The organism is Pseudomonas sp. RA_105y_Pfl2_P56, from assembly GCF_963970845.1.
GTDB lineage: Bacteria > Pseudomonadota > Gammaproteobacteria > Pseudomonadales > Pseudomonadaceae > Aquipseudomonas > Aquipseudomonas baetica_A.
Window position 1 is genome coordinate 18,467 of record NZ_CAXAPL010000037.1, and the last position, 17,335, is coordinate 35,801.

Genomic DNA, 17,335 nt, shown 5'->3' on the forward strand with positions numbered 1-17,335 from the left:
ACTGAATGTGGCGGTGAAGGAGAGATTCGAACTCTCGATACAGTTTCCTGTATACACACTTTCCAGGCGTGCTCCTTAAGCCACTCGGACACTTCACCGTATCTCTTCAAACATGTTCTGTCTGTCGAGGCGCGCTAATGTAGTCGAAAGCTTTTCCGATGGCAAACTTTTTTTCAGAATTTTCATGCGGTTAAGAGAAGAAGTCGTTTCCACGCTCCGACAGGCCATGGCAAACCGGCCAATCTTCGGTGGGCGCGGCCTTTCTATATAGAAGGCGAAGCGTCAGCCATGTGGCGCGCTACGCTGGGCAAGCCGGGGAACGGTGACTGGCGGGTCAGTCACGGCGCTTTACCTGGCTTGCGTCGGTGAGTAACGTCTGCCCATCTTTCTTACAAGGAATAGCGTCATGAGTGAGTTGATTTCCTACCACCTCGAAGACGGTATCGCGACCCTGACCTTGAGCAACGGCAAGGTCAATGCCATTTCCCCGGACGTGATTGCGGCGTTCAATGCGGCGCTGGATCAGGCTGTGACTGATCGTGCCATCGTGATCATTACCGGTCAGCCGGGCATTCTGTCGGGTGGTTATGACCTGAAGGTGATGACCGCTGGCCCTAAAGAAGCCGTGTCGCTGGTGACCGCAGGTTCGACGTTGGCTCGCCGTCTGCTCTCTCACCCGTTCCCGGTGATCGTCGCTTGCCCGGGTCATGCCGTGGCCAAGGGTGCCTTCATTCTGTTGTCCGCCGACTACCGCATCGGCGTCGATGGCCCATTCAGCATTGGTCTGAACGAAGTGCAGATCGGCATGACCATGCACCACGCCGGTATCGAACTGGCTCGTGATCGACTGCGTCGTTCGGCATTCCACCGTTCGGTGATCAACGGTGAGATGTTTGATCCGAAAAGCGCTGTGGATGCCGGTTTCCTCGACAAGGTGGTTTGCGCCGAGGAGTTGCAAGGTGCCGCACTCGCTGCCGCGCGTCAGTTGAAGAAGATCAACATGACTGCGCACAAAAACACCAAGCTGAAGGTGCGTAAGGCTCTGCTGGAAACCCTGGATAACGCCATCATCCAGGATCAGGAGCATCTGGGTTAATCACCCGGTTCCAGCATTGAAGAAAAGCCCGGCCGTCGTGTCGGGCTTTTTCCTGCAAGCTCCGTTGAAAGCGCCACGGCTGCTCTAGGACGCGTCTGACAAACAAATCTGAAACATGCGCTTAAACATCGCCTATCTCCTGCCTCTATAGCGGCAATTGCCGAAAACAGTGCACATCCGTACACTGCGCCACCTTTTGTGCCGGTGGGGCCTTAAAATGCTGTTCGTGTTTCGTATGTTATTGATGAGCCTGCACTTTATTTTAGCCGGCGTGCTGGGGGTGATCCTCGGGTTGTGCCGCCCATTCAATCCGGACAACAGCCGTTTATGCGCCCGCCTCTACGCCTTGCCGGCGATGTGCATTTTGCGTCTGCGAGTGAAGTCCGATGTCAGCGGCTTGATGAGCAAGCCTGACAGTTGCGTGATCGTCGCCAATCATCAATCCAACTATGATTTGTTCGTGTTCGGCAATGTCGTGCCGCGCCGCACCGTCTGCATCGGCAAGAAGAGCCTGAAGTGGGTGCCGCTGTTCGGGCAATTGTTCTGGCTGGCCGGCAACGTTTTGATTGACCGTGGCAATGCGCACAAAGCGCGCCAGTCAATGCTCACCACCACGCATACCTTGCAGAACGAAGACACGTCGATCTGGGTGTTCCCGGAGGGCACGCGTAACCTCGGTGAAGAACTGTTGCCGTTCAAGAAAGGCGCGTTCCAGATGGCGATTGCCGCGGGCGTACCGATCGTTCCAGTGTGTGTCAGCAGCTACATCAGGCACATGCGTTTGAATCGCTGGCGCAGCGGGAAAGTTCTCATACGCTCGTTGCCGGCAATTCCTACCGCTGGACTGACCATGGACGACATGCCCATGCTCATCAGCCAGTGCCGCGAGCAAATGCGCGAATGCATCGAATCGATGGATCGGCAACTGCAAGCCGCCTGACCAAATAAACCCGCCCCGTGCGGGTTTTCTTTTATGCGGTGAACTGTGCTGATTTCACTGACTCTCAAGCAGCGACACGGCTAAGCTGAAGCCGTGCAATCCCTGTCATCTGCCAAGAAGAAGTGAACCACCACCATGGGTCGAGTTGTTGCTGCTGCGGTGTACAGCGCGGGTAAGAAAGTCACCAGTATTTCCCTTGATGAAGGCGCCGCCTGGGCCGCCAAAACCGGCCACTTTGTCTGGATCGGCCTCGAAGAGCCGAACGCACAGGAATTGTCCAACCTGCAACGCCAGTTCAACCTGCACGAACTGGCCATCGAAGATGCCCTGGAAAAACACAGCCGGCCAAAACTGGAAACCTTTGGCGACGCATTGTTTATCGTGACTTACTCGCCAATCCGCGAACACGGGATTTTGCAATTCATCGAAACCCACATCTTCGCCGGCAAGGGCTACATCATTACCGCGCGCAACGGCCACTCGGCGTCGTACGCCCATGTCCGTCAACGGTGTGAAGCACGCCCACTGTTGCTGGAGCATGGAGAAGACTTCGTCCTCTATGCGCTACTCGACTTTGTGATCGAGAACTACCAGCCCGTAGGCGAGGCGATCCATGCCGAAATTGATGAACTTGAGCGCAATGTGCTGTGCAGTGCGCTGAACGAACACGACATTCAAAGGCTTCATGGATTGCGCCGCGACGTAGTGCGCCTGCGCCGGTACGCGGCGCCGATGGTGGAAATCGGCGAAGAACTGCAACGACTGAGCTTTCCGTTTATCGACAAGAACATGCGCCCGTACTTCCGCGATGTGCAAATCCACGTCACAAGACAGATGGAAGACCTGACTACACTGGCGGAAATCGCCAGCCAGACCATCGAAGTCGGTGTATTGCTTGAAGCGTCAAGACAAAGCGTGGTGCAGCGCAAATTTGCGGCGTGGGCCGCGATTCTGGCGTTCCCGACGGCAGTGGCGGGGATCTACGGGATGAATTTTCAGAACATGCCCGAGTTGAGCTGGCACTACGGTTACTTCGGTGTTCTGGGGTTTATTACGGTGGGATGTGTGAGTTTGTGGGCAAGTTTCAAGAAATCAGGCTGGTTGTAGTGCTGTGGTAAGGGAATGCTCCCTTACCACAGATGCCGCGTCAGATTTTAAACAGCTTTAGCTTCTGGCTCGTGCGCCACAAAGCGCATCATCCACTCCGCGACCGTAGCGCCATGATGCTCCTGCTCAAGGCTGGCCACGCCTTTGCTGTAAATCTGCGTACCCAACGCGTCCTGACGCAGTTCGAGCAGCGCACGCGAATAATCGTGAATGAATTCCGGATGGCCCTGGAAGCACAGCACCTGATCATTGATGTGGTACGCCGCAAACGGGCAGAAGTCGCTGGAAGCGATGACCGTGGCGTTTTCCGGTAGCGCCGTCACCTGATCCTGGTGGCTGATCAGCAGTGTGAGTTCCTCACGCACCGGGTTCATCCACGGCGCCCTGGCCGCGAGTTTGTAGTTGTGGGTACCAACGCCCCAACCCTGAGCCGCGCGTTCGCTCTTGCCACCCAGCAGCAGTGCCAGCAGTTGGTGGCCAAAGCACACACCGAGCAGTTTGTCGCCACGTTCGTAGCGGCTCAGCAGGTATTGCTTGAGGGTTTGAATCCACGGGTCGGTACCGAAGGAATCAGCCTTGCTGCCGGTGACCAGGTACGCATCGAACGTCAGGTCGTCGCTCGGGTATTCGCCCTGCATCACGTTGTAGACGGCGAACTCGGCGGCGATCGGTTGCTGCGAGAACAGGCGCTGAAACATCTGCCCGTAACCCTGATATTGATCGACCAGTTCCGGACGCAGGATGTCGGTTTCCAGAATGCAGATGCGTAGCGACATAAAAAATACCTGACACATGATGGGAATAATGAACACCCAGAGCCTGCCCTGAAACACCCAGACAAGGCAAGCCCCGCAGCCTTCTCCCCATCACTTAAAACAGCTCGCCTTTCGCAGCCTTCTCCAACAACAACGCCGGTGGTGCAAAACGCTCGCCATATTGCTCCGCCAGATACTGCGCACGGGCAACGAAGTCTTTCACCCCGTATTGATTGATGAATTGCAACGCACCACCGGTCCACGCCGCAAAACCAATGCCAAAGATCGAACCAATATTGGCGTCCGCCGTCGAGGTCAGCACACCCTCCTCCACACAGCGCACGGTTTCGATGGCCTGCACGAACAACAGACGGTCACGTACATCCTTCGGCGAGATCTGCCCATCAGCCTTCTCGAAACGGGTCTTGAGTTGCGGCCACAAATGCTTCTGTCCACCGGCCGGATAATCATAAAAACCGCCGCCAGCCGCTTTGCCGGGGCGCTTGTATTCGTTGAGCAGCAAATCAATCACGGCGAAGGCCGGGTGCTCAATCAGCGGTTTCCCTTCAGCTTGCAGGTCTTTGGCCGTTTGTTGGCGGATATGGCTCATCAGGCTGAGGGAAACTTCGTCAGATATCGCCAGAGGCCCGACCGGCATACCGGCCTTGCGCGCTTCAGTCTCGATCATCGCTGCGCTTACGCCTTCACCGAGCATGGCGATGCCTTCATTGGTGAAGGTGCCGAACACGCGCGACGTGAAGAAGCCGCGACTGTCGTTGACCACAATCGGCGTTTTCTTGATTTGCAGTACGAAATCAAAACCACGGGCGAGGGTTTCGTCGCTGGTCTGCGCGCCTCTGATGATTTCCACCAGCGGCATTTTCTCCACAGGGCTGAAGAAGTGCAGGCCGATGAATTTGCTCTGATCGGGGACGGCACTCGCCAGACCGGTGATCGGCAAGGTTGAAGTATTGGAAGCGATCACGGCATCAGCGCCAACAACCTTCTGAGCTGCCGAAGACACCTGCGCTTTGAGTTCGCGATCCTCGAATACCGCTTCGATGATCAGATCACAACCCGCCAGGTCGACATCGGTTTCAGTGGTATGAATCCGCGTCAGCACCGCTTCGCGCTGTTCAGCACTCATTTGCCCGCGGGCGACTTTTTTGTCCAGCAGCGCCGCCGAATGCGCTTTGCCCTTCTCGGCCGCGGTCAGGTTGATGTCCTTGAGCACCACGTCAATGCCCGCCGAGGCGCTGACAAAAGCGATCCCGGCGCCCATCATCCCCGCACCGAGTACGCCGACTTTCTGCGTTTTATACGGCGCAAGCCCCTGCGGCCGCGACCCACCGGCATTGATCTCATTGAGCTGAAACCAGAACGTGCCGATCAGGTTTTTCGAAATCTGCCCCGTGGTCAGCTCGGTGAAATAGCGGGTTTCGATCAGATGCGCGGTATCGAAATCCACCTGAGCGCCTTCAACCGCCGCACACAGAATCTTTTCCGGCGCTGGCAGCGTGCCTTGGGTTTTCGTCCGCAGTATTGACGGCGCAATTGCCAGCATCTGCGCCACTTTCGGGTTCGACGGCGTACCGCCGGGAATCTGGTACCCCTTGACGTCCCAGCGCTGTACCGCCTCCGGATTGGCGACAATCCAGGCGCGTGCCTTGGCCAGCAGTTCATCGCGATTCGCCGCCAGCTCATCAATCAAACCGGTTTGCAACGCTTGCTGCGGACGCACTTTTTTACCCTCCAGCAGATAAGGCAGCGCCTTCTCGATACCAAGCATTCGCACCATGCGCACGACCCCGCCGCCACCCGGCAGCAGGCCGAGGGTGACTTCCGGCAAACCGAGTTGCACCGACGCGTCATCCAAAGCGACGCGATGATGACAAGCCAGGCAGATTTCCCAGCCGCCACCGAGCGCCGCACCGTTGATCGCCGCAACCACCGGTTTGCCCAAGGTTTCCAGAGTGCGCAATTGCCCCTTGAGGGACAGCACCATGTCGTAGAACGCTTTGGCTTCTGGCTTACCGACCTTGATCAGCTCATTGAGGTCGCCACCTGCAAAGAAGGTTTTCTTCGCCGAGGTGATGATGACGCCAGCAATGCGGTCTTTTTCAGTGACAAGCCGGGCGACGCAAGCGGCCATAGCCTCGCGATAGAGGGCGTTCATGGTGTTGGCGCTCTGGCCCGGCATGTCGATGGTCAGCACGACGATCCCGTCCTGGCCTTTTTCGTAACGAATGGCTTCGCTCATAACAAGTTCCTTGAATTCGGGGCTCAGAGTCGTTCGATGATGGTGGCAATGCCCATGCCGCCGCCGACGCACAGCGTCGCCAGGCCATAGCGCAGGCGTCGGGCTTCCAGTTCATCGAGCAAGGTGCCGAGGATCGCGCAACCGGTGGCGCCCAGTGGGTGGCCCATGGCGATGGAGCCGCCGTTGACGTTGACCTTGTCCGGATCGACGGCCATGTCCTTGATGAATTTCAGAACCACCGACGCAAACGCTTCGTTGACCTCGAACAGATCGATTTCCTCTACACGCAATCGCGCTTTGGCCAACGCCTTGCGGGTGGCCGGCGCGGGGCCGGTGAGCATGATGGTCGGATCAGTGCTGGTAACCGCCGTGGCGACAATTCGCGCCCGAGGCTGCAGGCCCAGCGCCCGGCCCTTGGCTTCGGAGCCGATCAGCATCAGCGCCGCGCCGTCGACAATGCCGGAACTGTTGCCGGGTGTGTGTACATGGTTGATCCGTTCGACATGGCTGTAGACCCGTAGCGCCGTGGCGTCGAAGCCCATCAGGCCCATCATTTCGAAACTCGGCTTGAGTTTGCCCAGCCCTTCGAGAGTCGATTCGGCACGAATGAACTCATCGTGATCAAGCAGGATGATGCCGTTCTGATCCTGAACGGGCACCAGCGACTTATTGAACGAACCATCAGCTCTGGCCCGCGCCGCTTTCTGTTGCGAGTGCAACGCGTAGGCATCGACGTCCTGGCGACTGAAGCCTTCGAGGGTGGCGATCAGATCGGCACCAACGCCCTGCGGCGTGAAGTGGCTGTGCAGGTTGGTCTGCGGATCCAGCGCCCAGGCACCGCCATCGCTGCCCATCGGCACACGCGACATCGATTCAACGCCCCCGACCACCACCAGGTCTTCAAAACCCGAGCGCACTTTCATGGCGCCGAGGTTCACCGCTTCCAGCCCCGAAGCGCAGAAGCGGTTGATCTGCACGCCCGCCACGCTCACGTCCCAATCGGCCACCTGCACGGCCGTTTTAGCAATGTCAGCGCCTTGATCACCCATCGGCGTGACGCAGCCGAGTACGACATCATCGACCTGGCGGGTGTCCAGCGAGGTTCGCTCTTGCAAAGCACTCAGCAGGCCGGCCACCAGATTCACCGGTTTGACGCTGTGCAGTGCGCCATCGGCCTTGCCTTTGCCGCGGGGCGTGCGTAACGCATCGAAAATCAAAGCTTGGGTCATGACGTCCTCGAACCTGTGCGGTGAGTGATTTCTTGTGCCTTCACTCTTGACCCGAGCGCCTACGGATTCAATGACCCCAGCGCTCAATACGCTTGACGCACACGCTCAGACGGACGGTCATCAGCCGCCGGGTGAACCGGTTCAGGTCGGCGAGTTGTCTAGCAAGCGGGCGGCAAAGAAGCTGGCAATAAGCCTCATGCCTTTTTAATCGCTACCGACATGAACTACATATGAAATGGGTCTAAGCCAAGCGTGACGCGGGCCCTAATGTAAGACAAGTACGTCATGGTCGTCGGGTTTTGCCGGGGCAGGCGTGCTTCAACAGGATGTGCAGCGCTTGCCGTCATGGATATGCAGGCAAGCATCAGGAAATAACAATAAAGGCGGTCAAGCCATGTTCAAACAACCGAAAGTTCGTCAAGCAGGACTCATTCTTTTCGCCACGACGCTGTTGTTGATTTTGCCGAACCTGACCAGGGTCATCGGTTGAACTCAAGCGTCAGGCGCGGCTTGTCGCCACTAAACATGTGACTGGCCCGCTACCCGGGCCGGCGTGTTTGTGCCAACCTTTGCGCACTCCCACAACAATGATGACGATCATTTGAAAGCGCTTATTGTGTTCTTGGCATTGCTGTTGAGCATGCCTTTGGCTGCGGCACAACTGGATCTGCGGCTTGGCCAAATCAGCCGCACCTGGCAGACCGAGGAGTTGCTCAAACATCCTCAAGTACAAACCCTCACGATCAAAAATGATGTGTCCTACAAGAAGGACATGACCTATCGCGCCGTGCCCATGGCTAGTTTGCTCACGGGGATCAAACCCGACGATCACTTGCAAGCAGTGGCACTCGATGGGTTTGCCGCCGAACTGGCTGCTGCGCCCTTGCTCGGCACCAAAGGCGCGCGCGCATGGCTGGCGATCGAAGATCCGGCCCAACCATGGCCACCTCTGTCCGAGGGCAAGCACAGCGCCGGGCCGTTCTATCTGGTGTGGACCGATCCACAAGCGGGAAATATCAGCCCGGAGCAATGGCCGTTCGAAGTGGCAAGCATCAAGCGCATGGCGCCGGTGGCCGAACGCTTCCCTGCCCTGCTGCCTGACCCTGCGCTGAAAGCCGATGATCCGGTGAATCAGGGTTTTGCGCTGTTTCAGAAAAATTGTCTGGCGTGCCACCGATTGAATGGTGCGGGAGATGCGCAGTTCGGGCCGGATCTGAATATTCCGTTTAACCCGACCGAGTATTTCGGCGCGGACTTCCTCAAACGCTACATTCGTGACCCGCAAAGTTTGCGTCAGTGGCCGCAGGCGAAGATGCCGGGGTTTTCAGTTGAGGTGTTGCCCGACCAGGATTTGCAAATGCTGATCGGGTATCTGCAGCACATGGCTGGGCGCAAGGTTAAGCCCTGAGCCTTGTGTTGTCGGTACTGATCTCTTCGCGAGCAAGCCTGCTCCCGCAGGATCAATGCTGATTCAAAATCAGCGCATAACCTGTGGAAGCTGGGTTGCCAGCGTTTGCGGCATCCCGAATCCTATTGCTGTTGCACGGAGACAACCGGCTCCGGCGTCGGCGACACGAACACCTTCGCATGCATCTGCTCACACCCGCCACCACGGCGCATCCCGCGCACCGGGCAGGCGTCCAGATAATCCAGCCCCACCGCCAGCTTAAGATGTCGCTCAGGGCGCGCCAGTTGATTGGTCACGTCAAAGCTGTACCAGGCGTCATCCAGCCACGCCTCAGCCCAGGCATGGCTGGCCAGATGTTCACAATCCTCGCTGTACAAATAACCCGACACATACCGCGACGGGATTCCCAGGCTACGCGCGCAGGCCAGGAACGCGTGGGCGTGATCCTGACAAACGCCTGAGCGGCCAGCGAACGCCTCGGCGGCGCTGGTATCCACTTCAGTGGAACCCGGCGTGTACGTCATGTGCTGGTTCAAGCCATGCATCAAATCGATCAACGCCGTGCGGTCGCGACGTTGCTTGCAGTTTTTTTCGGCGAACGCACGCAGCGCCTCGTCGGCCTCGGTCAGTCGAGTAAAACGCAGAAACGGTAACGCGGACTGGCTCTCGTGCTCTGCCTCGCGCAACTCATCGATATCCACCTGACCACGGGCGCCGATGATGATCGCTTCGTGCGGCTCGTCCATGGTCAGTACATGCAGGATGTTGCCGAACGGATCGAGTTGCGCACGCACCGGGCGCGGCAGGTCGAGTTGCCAGCTCAATACGTGCTGACGCTCGCTGTCATGGGGTGTCAGCCGCAGGTACTGGATGCTCGCCCGCACCTGATCTTCGTAGTGATAGGTGGTCTCGTGGCTAATGGAAAGTCTCATGCAGCCTCCAGGTAGGAACTGTGAATGGCGTTACCCAACTGGCGCACCAGCGGGATGAATTCGGTCAGCCAGGCGTGCAGGCCTTCCTCGAGGATTTCGTTGATGCCGGTGTAACGCAGGCGTGCGTCCATTTCTGCGGCCAGGCGTTGTGCCGGCCGACCGTTGGCCCCGGGCAACTGCGCGAGAATCTGATCGATCTCTTCGGTGCAGGCACGCAGTGAACGCGGCACATCTGCGCGCAACAGCAGCAACTCGGCAACATGTCGCGCCCCCGGCGCATCGCGATAGATTTCGGTGTAGGCCTCAAACGACGACAAAGCCCTGAGCAAAGCACTCCACTGATAGTAGGCGTGAGCAGTGCCGTCACTGACCGCTTCGGCCTGATCACCCGCCATTTCGTAGCGGGCATCGAGCAGGCGCAAGGTGTTGTCCGCGCGCTCGATAAAGGTCCCCAAGCGAATGAAGCGAAACGCATCGTTGCGCATGATCGTGCCGTAGGACGCCCCACGGAACAGGTGTGAACGCTCCTTGATCCATTCGCAGAAACGGCTCATGCCATAGCGGCTCAGCCCCTGTTCGGCGATCCCGCGAATCTCCAGCCAAGTGGCGTTGATGTTTTCCCACATGTCAGCCGTTATTCGTCCACGTACCGCGTGAGCGCTGGCCCGCGCCGCGCCCAGACAGCTGTAGATGCTCGCCGGATTGGCGGCATCGAGGGCGAAAAAGTGCAGCAATCGTTCGGCATGCAGCGCGCCGTGACGCTCCAGATAATCGTCGAGTGTGCCGGTGATCAACAGCGGCATGGCCAGTTCGTGCAGACCATCGCCGCGGCCGTCTTGCGGCATCAGCGACAGCGAATAACTGATATCGAGCATCCGTGCGAGGTTTTCCGCTCGCTCCAGGTAACGCGACATCCAATACAGATCCGAGGCAGTTCTACTTAACATGGCAAACTTCCTTCAATCCTCGACCACCCAGGTGTCCTTGGTTCCGCCGCCCTGGGAGGAATTCACCACCAGAGAGCCTTCGCGCAGGGCGACACGGGTCAAACCGCCTGGCACAACCCGCGTTTCGCGACCGGACAGGACAAACGGGCGCAGGTCGATGTGGCGTGGCGCAATACCGTTTTCGACAAAGGTCGGACAGGTCGACAGCGACAATGTCGGTTGCGCGATGTACGCGTGGGGCTTGGCTTTGATCCGCTCGCGGAATGCATCGATTTCCGCCGTCGTCGCTGCCGGCCCCACCAGCATCCCGTAACCGCCCGAACCTTGGGTTTCCTTGACCACCAGATCCGCAAGATTGGCCAGCACATGGGAAAGTTCAGACGGATTGCGGCATTGCCAGGTCGGCACGTTCTTCAGGATCGGTTCTTCATCGAGGTAGAAACGGATCATGTCGGTCACGAACGGATACACCGACTTGTCGTCGGCCACACCGGTGCCAATGGCGTTGGCCAGCACTACGTTGCCGGAACGATAGGACGACAGCAGCCCCGGCACACCCAGCATCGAATCCGGATTGAACGCCAGCGGATCAAGGAACGCGTCGTCGAGACGGCGGTAGATCACGTCGACCGCTTTTGGCCCGTCGGTGGTGCGCATGAAGACTTTGTCGTCACGCACGAACAGATCGGCGCCCTCCACCAGCTCCACGCCCATTTCCCGCGCCAGAAAAGCATGCTCGAAGAATGCACTGTTGAAGCGCCCCGGCGTCAACACCACCACACTCGGGTCATCAATCGGGCTTGAGCTTTTCAGGGTGTCGAGCAACAGGTTCGGGTAGTGGTCGATCGGCGCGATGCGCTGCGCGGCGAACAGCTCCGGGAACAATCGCATCATCATCTTGCGGTCTTCGAGCATGTAGCTCACGCCGCTCGGTGTGCGCAGGTTGTCTTCGAGCACGTAATAGGTGCCGTCGCCGTCGCGCACCAGATCGACACCAGAGATGTGCGAATAAATATCGCGGTGCAGATCCAGCCCTTGCATCGCCAACTGATATTGCTCGTTGGCCAGCACCTGCTCGGCGGGAATGATCCCGGCCTTGATGATGCGCTGCTCGTGGTAAAGGTCGGCGAGGAACATGTTCAACGCCTTGACCCGCTGGATGCAGCCGCGCTCGACGATCCGCCATTCGCTGGCGGGGATGCTGCGCGGAATGGTATCGAAAGGAATCAGGCGCTCTGTGCCTTGCTCGTCCCCGTAGAGCGTGAAGGTAATCCCGGCACGATGGAACAGCAGATCGGCCTCGCGTCGCCGTTGGGCCAGCAGCTCGTCAGGCGTGTCGGCCAACCACCGGGCAAACTCCCGGTAATGCGGGCGAATCTGGCCGCCGGCATCGTACATTTCATCAAAATAAGTGCGGATCATGCCGTACTCCTTGTCACCCGGACATACAGGCCTTCGCAAGGCCCGTGCCATCGGCATAAACGCTTTGATTTCAATCAGTTGGATATTCACGCCGCAGGTGCCGCACCATTCCTGTGCAACAAATGCCCCAACCTGATTGCCCCCGCCTCATTGCGACGCAGTGTTGTCGTCTATCACCAGCATAGTCAGAGTTGATTTCACTGCTCGGCATGAGCGGCGGATAATCCGCGCATCCGCTGAAAGAGCTGCCACGCGCAGGTCTTCAGCTCAATTGATCCGGCCTGCCAGTGCAGCCCTTAAAGCCTTGGCCCTGAACGGTTTCATCGATTTATCGGTCTTCCCTTTTCGCCACCCTCTCCGGTGGCTTTTTTTTGCGTGCGTGAAACGTTTTGAAAGCAAAAGAGATCCATAAATGAAAACGGCCAACCCGAGGGTCAGCCGTTGCTCAACAAAAAACACCAGAGATCAGTTCAAACGGTAGCGGTTGCGTACCTCCTGCTTGACGCCCCAGCCCTCGATGATGCCACCCAACGGTTCGACCACGGCGGAGAAGCCCTGCTCGAAATCGCCAATATCGTCATAAGTCGCGTACATCACTTTGCTTAGTTCCAGAGACCAGGCGCCGTCGTCGCGCGCACTGACCTGGGCATTGATGGATTCACCGCGAAACTTGCCTGCCGCCCTGCGCGCCCGCTCCTCGTCCGGGAAAATGGCGTAGAACTCGATGGGATGGAATCGGGAAAAATCGAAACCGCCTTCTTTCATGCGGCGCAGCACGTTGCTGCTGATGTCTTCTTGATAGGCTGTGCTCATGAATCGTCCCCCTCGGATGATGGATAGACTTTCCGTATTCCCGCCCCGGGCCTTGGGCCTAAGTACTTCGGCAAACTGGTTGCACGCGGGAAACAAGCATGTAGCTGACAAGACCAGACCTTAGCGATCCGTTCGCTGATCTCGCTTGCAGAGTAGCCCCAAGATAGAGCTGCTGCCAAGGCCTGGCGTGATAATGATGGAAGAATTTCAGATGGGGGTGATGCTGCGGATTTCGATGCTGTTCTGGGTTTTCAGACTTTTGACACCCGCATCGGCGGTGCGGCCTTCCAGATCGTTCAAATCCAGTGCGGCGGCAACAGGCAGGAGCCGTTGCTTGATCAGTCGAGCGGCCTCATCGTCGCTGGGACATTCGGCGCGCTCGAAGACCTCAACAACAGTTTCACCATGATCGTCCACGAAAGTGATTTTCCACTTTTGCATCGGTGCCTCCTCGATCAAACCCGCAAATGGGCTTACCTCTATCTCGACTTTTGGCCGGATTGATCGTTCAAAAGGATTGCATCGGGCGAACATGAAAAAAAAGACACCCAATACGCAAGCAGGCTTTTTTGGCTAGGGGATTTATTCCCGATCGGCTGAGAAGCAGTCGTAGATCACGGGGTTTTCTGTCAGACCGCACCCACCGGTTCAAGGGACGCTTCGCGCGCCCATCGGCTTAACACAACCTCACAGGTTTTGCGTTGTTCGCGAGAATGGCTCAGATCCGCACATTCCCCCGTGGCCCGGCAATCGCCCAGATGATCAGGCCCAGCACCGGCAGAAGGACGATCAGCAGCACCCAGAGGACTTTCATCCCGGTCTCGGCGCCGCTTTTCAGTACGTTGATGATGGCCCAGATATCGAGGGCAAGAATGATCAGACCGATCAGACCGTTAAACGTCGAACCCATGGTGTCGCTCCAGAATAGTGGCATGCACTTTTAGGATAGACGGTCGCGCGAAGGGTTCCCTTTTATTGCCCTCAGACGTGAACAGCGACCTTCAAGGCCTCCAGCGATGGCGCAGCGGCGATGCCAACTTCGGCGCACAACGCCAGCACCCGTGGCACGTCGTTGCCGTAGACCAGTACGACTTGCAGCTCGTCGTCGAGCAACTGACTGAAGTTCATCAGCGTGTAACCGCCGTTTTCCTTGTTCAGGCTGCTCATCTGCACCTGAATGCGATTGAGCGCAGTCAATGCTTCGGTTTTGGCCAATTGCTTGGGCTTGAGGTTGAAATCGACCCCTGGACCGAACGAGGCAACGATCTGCGCGAACAGATCGACGTAGGTGTCGGCCTGAAACAGTACGGTTTCCGGCAGGCTGCCGACCACCACCCACTCGCCCAACGTGATCGGAAAAGTGTCGTCGTAGTTGATGTCCGGGTTGGCCGTCAGAAAAGCGCCGGCATCGGCGTAGGCCTGTGCGGCTTCGTCGGCCACTTTCAGGATCTCGTCCTCGCCCATGCAGCCGGAGCTGATTTTGCTGATGAGTTCGACGAGTGCGGCTTTCATGAGGGCAGATCCTGTGGCGAAGGTGAATTTCGAGGGCGCGAAGGATAGCGCATTCTCTCCCTCACCACAGTTCAACAGAGCTGATTTCAGCTCAACAGTTTTTCCAGCTGCGCGGTGGTGTCGACCGCACCCATGGTGCGAGCCGCGTCCAGTGCTGTCACGCCGTTGGCGTCCTTGGCTTGCGGATCGGCACCTTTGCTGATCAGGTAATCGACGATTTCAACGCGGTTGAACATTGCCGCCATCATCAACGCGGTACGACCGTCGAACGACGAACCTTCGATCTCGGCGCCCGCTTCCACCAGTGTCTTGACCACGGCCAGATCACCTTTGAACGCTGCGCCGGCAATCGGGCTCTGGCCGTTGCCATTGCGCATCTCCGGGTCAGCCTTGTGTTTAAGCAGCACCTGCACCGCCTCCACATGGCCGTAGTAACTGGCCAACATCAGCAACGTGTCGCCTTTGGCGTTTTTCAGGTTCACCGGCAGGCCGGCGCTGATCAGTCGATCCAGCATCACTGCATCACCGTCGCGCGCCTTGTTGAAAACCTGCTCGGTGAATTCGGCAGCCTCTTCAGGGGTCATCTGGCGGCTTTGGTCGGACATGGGGCAACTCCACTTTCGGTTAATCGCAAAGCCGACAGTTTCCCGAGCGCGGCGATAGCTGTCACCCCCTTTTTCTCAAGAAAGGCTATAGCCAGAATCAATAGCGGTATTTGCCCTGGTGAATGTCGGCCAGCACTTGATCGGTCACCTGCACATACGTCTGCGTGCCAGGCAGCCAGGCGAAGATCGGGTCATCTCCCGTCAGGCCCGGGTCGAAGCCTTCGTTTTTCAACCGCGTTTTCTGGTATTTGAAGGTGCCGGTGGTTTCCATTTTCACTTTCACCCGCAGGAACAGAGGGACGGCGTAGGCCGGCATGCGTTGCCGGGCGAACGTCAGCAGTTCGGCGAAGTCCAGGGTGGCGAGGGATTCGGCAGGTGTGATCGCCGCCATCCCGGCGCGTCCGTTGGTGTTGCGGATTTCCACGCCGTAGGCCACGGCCTCGGAGATGTGCGGATGTTGCAGCAACAGGTTTTCAACTTCGGTGGTGGAGACGTTTTCACCTTTCCAGCGATAGGTGTCGCCGAGGCGATCAACAAACTGGGCATGACCAAAACCGATGTTGCGCAACAGATCACCGGTGTTGAAGAAGCGGTCGCCCTTGGTGAACACATCGTGTACCACGACTTTGGCGGTCTTCTGCGGATCGGTGTAGCCGTCCAGCGGCGCCTTCTCGTCGATTCGCGCCAGCAGCAAACCTTGCTCGCCCTTACCGACCTTGCGCATGAAACCGTCGTCGCTGCGAATCGGCTCGCCGCTGTCATGATCGTAGGCCACCAATTGCCAGGCCATCAGCGAAAACCCGATGGTGTTGTCGAAGTTGAGGATGTTGGTAAAACCGATATTGCCGTCGCTCGCGGCATACAGTTCACAGATATGATCGACCGCGAACCGCGTCTTGAACTCGGCCCACGCGCCTGGACGCAAGCCGTTGCCGATCATCTTGCGCACATCGTGGCGATTGTCATCGACGCTGGCCGGTTGATCGACCAGATAACGGCATAACTCGCCGACGTAACCGATAGTGGTGGCGCGATAGCGGCGCACGTCATTCCAGAACTGACTGGCGCTGAATTTGCGGCGGATGGCGAAACCCGATGCGCCGTTGATCGCCGAGCCCCAGCACACGCAGAGGCCGGTCGCGTGATAGAGCGGCAAGGTGCAATAGAGGACATCGTCGGGGCCCATGTCGAGGGCGATCATGCCGAAGCTGGCCGAACTGCGCATCCAGCGACCGTGCTTGAACACACCAGCCTTGGGCAGGCCAGTCGTGCCAGAGGTGTAGATGTAGAAACACGGATCGTCGAAAAACACCTGCTGGCTGCTCGGGGGATTATCGCTGCGAGCGTCGACACTGGCGCTGATCAGGTTGACGTAACCCTGGGGGGCAATGCCCGGATGGCTGTAAGTGTCGTGGTCCGCCACGAACCAGGTGCGCTCTGGCGTAATCGTCACTTGATCACGTACCGCGGCAAACGCCGGCACCAACTCTTCACCGACCACAATCGCCACCGGTGCCACCAGATTCACACTGTGGATCAGCGTATCGCGGGTCTGCGAGGTATTGAGCAGTGCGCTGACGGCGCCGACCTTGGCCAATGCCAGAATCGTCACCAGTAGTTCCGGACGGTTTTCAATGAACACCGCCACCACATCACCCTTGCCGATCCCCTGCCCGTTCAGATAGTGGGCGATGCGATTGGCCCACTGGTTGACCTGCGAATAGGTCAGCAAGACATCGCTCTGCAATAACGCCAGGCCATCGGGATTACGCAGAGCCGCTTGTTCGAACGTCCAGCCAAGGCCACAGCTTTGGGTCGGATCCTTGACGTTGGCCACCTTCATGCCTTTGACCACTCGCGGAATGGCTTTGGCAATCATCGGCAGTTTGCGGAGCATCATGCCCCAGGTAATCGTGTCGCTTGGCGCGTGACTCATGGAAGCTCCCGTTCGGCCCTGGTTTGCTGGCCGGCATTCTTATTTTTCGGGCAATCGATGGCTGCGACCGACACTTTCAGGCGAAGGTCGAGAGCGAAAGTACGCCAGCGCTTCTCAAGCTGTACACGCGGTTTTTGCAATGTTTTGTATCCGCAGGACCTTGGCCGGCAGCCGCGATCCTGTGGGGGCGATTTGGTTCCGTTTATTCGCAAGCGATCCCGCAAAATGCAGGATGCACGATGGCCGTTCATGCAGATTGCACGACGCGTTTAAATTCACGATTTTATAAACTATTGATTTATAAGTATTTTTAAAAAAAACCATGCTGGCACAATCACTGCAACCTCCTCTGCATGCTTGCCATTCAAGTGCA

Annotated in this window: 16 protein-coding genes and 1 tRNA gene; 4 read left to right on the forward strand and 13 right to left on the reverse strand. The window is 57.9% G+C overall.

What is annotated here, in order from left to right:
• Positions 1 to 8: 8 nt before the first annotated feature.
• Positions 9 to 98, reverse strand: a tRNA-Ser gene (locus tag AACY11_RS21830).
• Between the two features lie 308 nt (positions 99 to 406).
• On the opposite strand from AACY11_RS21830, the gene AACY11_RS21835 reads away from it, so the two are divergent.
• The 3 genes from AACY11_RS21835 to AACY11_RS21845 all read left to right on the forward strand — a co-directional run bounded on the left by AACY11_RS21835 (position 407) and on the right by AACY11_RS21845 (position 3,143).
• Positions 407 to 1,096: a crotonase/enoyl-CoA hydratase family protein gene (locus AACY11_RS21835; protein WP_221733898.1), complete on the forward strand. Its 690-nt coding sequence runs from the start codon at positions 407 to 409 to the stop codon at positions 1,094 to 1,096.
• A 217-nt stretch (positions 1,097 to 1,313) separates the two neighbouring features.
• Positions 1,314 to 2,036, forward strand: coding sequence for a 1-acylglycerol-3-phosphate O-acyltransferase (locus AACY11_RS21840; RefSeq protein ID WP_339495710.1), 723 nt, complete (start codon positions 1,314 to 1,316; stop codon positions 2,034 to 2,036).
• A 135-nt stretch (positions 2,037 to 2,171) separates the two neighbouring features.
• Positions 2,172 to 3,143 carry a magnesium and cobalt transport protein CorA gene (locus AACY11_RS21845; RefSeq protein ID WP_339465578.1) on the forward strand — a complete coding sequence of 324 codons (972 nt, stop codon included), beginning with the start codon at positions 2,172 to 2,174 and terminating at the stop codon, positions 3,141 to 3,143.
• Between the two features lie 47 nt (positions 3,144 to 3,190).
• Here AACY11_RS21845 and AACY11_RS21850 read toward each other — a convergent pair whose 3' ends face one another.
• From AACY11_RS21850 to AACY11_RS21860, 3 genes are all read right to left on the reverse strand, one after another.
• Positions 3,191 to 3,919: an amidotransferase gene (locus tag AACY11_RS21850; RefSeq protein ID WP_339495711.1), complete on the reverse strand. Its 729-nt coding sequence runs from the start codon at positions 3,917 to 3,919 to the stop codon at positions 3,191 to 3,193.
• Between the two features lie 94 nt (positions 3,920 to 4,013).
• Positions 4,014 to 6,158 (reverse strand): 3-hydroxyacyl-CoA dehydrogenase NAD-binding domain-containing protein, encoded by a 2,145-nt coding sequence (locus tag AACY11_RS21855; protein ID WP_339495712.1) that lies wholly within the window; start codon positions 6,156 to 6,158, stop codon positions 4,014 to 4,016.
• 23 nt (positions 6,159 to 6,181) lie between these two features.
• Positions 6,182 to 7,387, reverse strand: coding sequence for an acetyl-CoA C-acetyltransferase (locus AACY11_RS21860; RefSeq protein WP_339433875.1), 1,206 nt, complete (start codon positions 7,385 to 7,387; stop codon positions 6,182 to 6,184).
• Positions 7,388 to 8,027: 640 nt separating this feature from the next.
• Here AACY11_RS21860 and AACY11_RS21865 point away from each other — a divergent pair.
• A complete protein-coding gene (locus AACY11_RS21865; protein ID WP_339433882.1) occupies positions 8,028 to 8,795 on the forward strand; it encodes a c-type cytochrome in 768 nt (255 codons plus the stop codon).
• A 122-nt stretch (positions 8,796 to 8,917) separates the two neighbouring features.
• Here the strand turns inward: AACY11_RS21865 and AACY11_RS21870 are convergent, their stop codons facing one another.
• From AACY11_RS21870 to AACY11_RS21910, 9 genes are all read right to left on the reverse strand, one after another.
• Complete coding sequence (locus AACY11_RS21870; RefSeq protein ID WP_339495713.1) at positions 8,918 to 9,727, reverse strand: transglutaminase family protein; 810 nt, start codon at positions 9,725 to 9,727, stop codon at positions 8,918 to 8,920.
• Entirely contained in the window at positions 9,724 to 10,674 is a 951-nt protein-coding gene (locus AACY11_RS21875; protein ID WP_007914063.1) for an alpha-E domain-containing protein, read from the reverse strand. The genes AACY11_RS21870 and AACY11_RS21875 overlap by 4 nt, the downstream gene beginning before the upstream one ends.
• Before the next feature lie 12 nt (positions 10,675 to 10,686).
• Positions 10,687 to 12,096, reverse strand: a complete 1,410-nt coding sequence (locus tag AACY11_RS21880; RefSeq protein WP_339433874.1) for a circularly permuted type 2 ATP-grasp protein — start codon at positions 12,094 to 12,096, stop codon at positions 10,687 to 10,689.
• Positions 12,097 to 12,561: 465 nt separating this feature from the next.
• On the reverse strand, positions 12,562 to 12,909 hold the full coding sequence (locus AACY11_RS21885; RefSeq protein WP_003223226.1) for a ribonuclease E inhibitor RraB: 348 nt from the start codon (positions 12,907 to 12,909) through the stop codon (positions 12,562 to 12,564).
• A gap of 207 nt (positions 12,910 to 13,116) precedes the next feature.
• A complete protein-coding gene (locus tag AACY11_RS21890; RefSeq protein WP_221733906.1) occupies positions 13,117 to 13,350 on the reverse strand; it encodes a hypothetical protein in 234 nt (77 codons plus the stop codon).
• A gap of 277 nt (positions 13,351 to 13,627) precedes the next feature.
• Complete coding sequence (locus AACY11_RS21895; protein ID WP_221733907.1) at positions 13,628 to 13,819, reverse strand: PLDc N-terminal domain-containing protein; 192 nt, start codon at positions 13,817 to 13,819, stop codon at positions 13,628 to 13,630.
• Between the two features lie 71 nt (positions 13,820 to 13,890).
• Complete coding sequence (locus tag AACY11_RS21900; protein ID WP_221733908.1) at positions 13,891 to 14,421, reverse strand: hypothetical protein; 531 nt, start codon at positions 14,419 to 14,421, stop codon at positions 13,891 to 13,893.
• Positions 14,422 to 14,507: 86 nt separating this feature from the next.
• Positions 14,508 to 15,026 (reverse strand): ankyrin repeat domain-containing protein, encoded by a 519-nt coding sequence (locus tag AACY11_RS21905; protein WP_339465584.1) that lies wholly within the window; start codon positions 15,024 to 15,026, stop codon positions 14,508 to 14,510.
• Positions 15,027 to 15,123: 97 nt separating this feature from the next.
• Positions 15,124 to 16,962 (reverse strand): long-chain-acyl-CoA synthetase, encoded by a 1,839-nt coding sequence (locus AACY11_RS21910; RefSeq protein WP_339495714.1) that lies wholly within the window; start codon positions 16,960 to 16,962, stop codon positions 15,124 to 15,126.
• Positions 16,963 to 17,335: the final 373 nt, after the last annotated feature.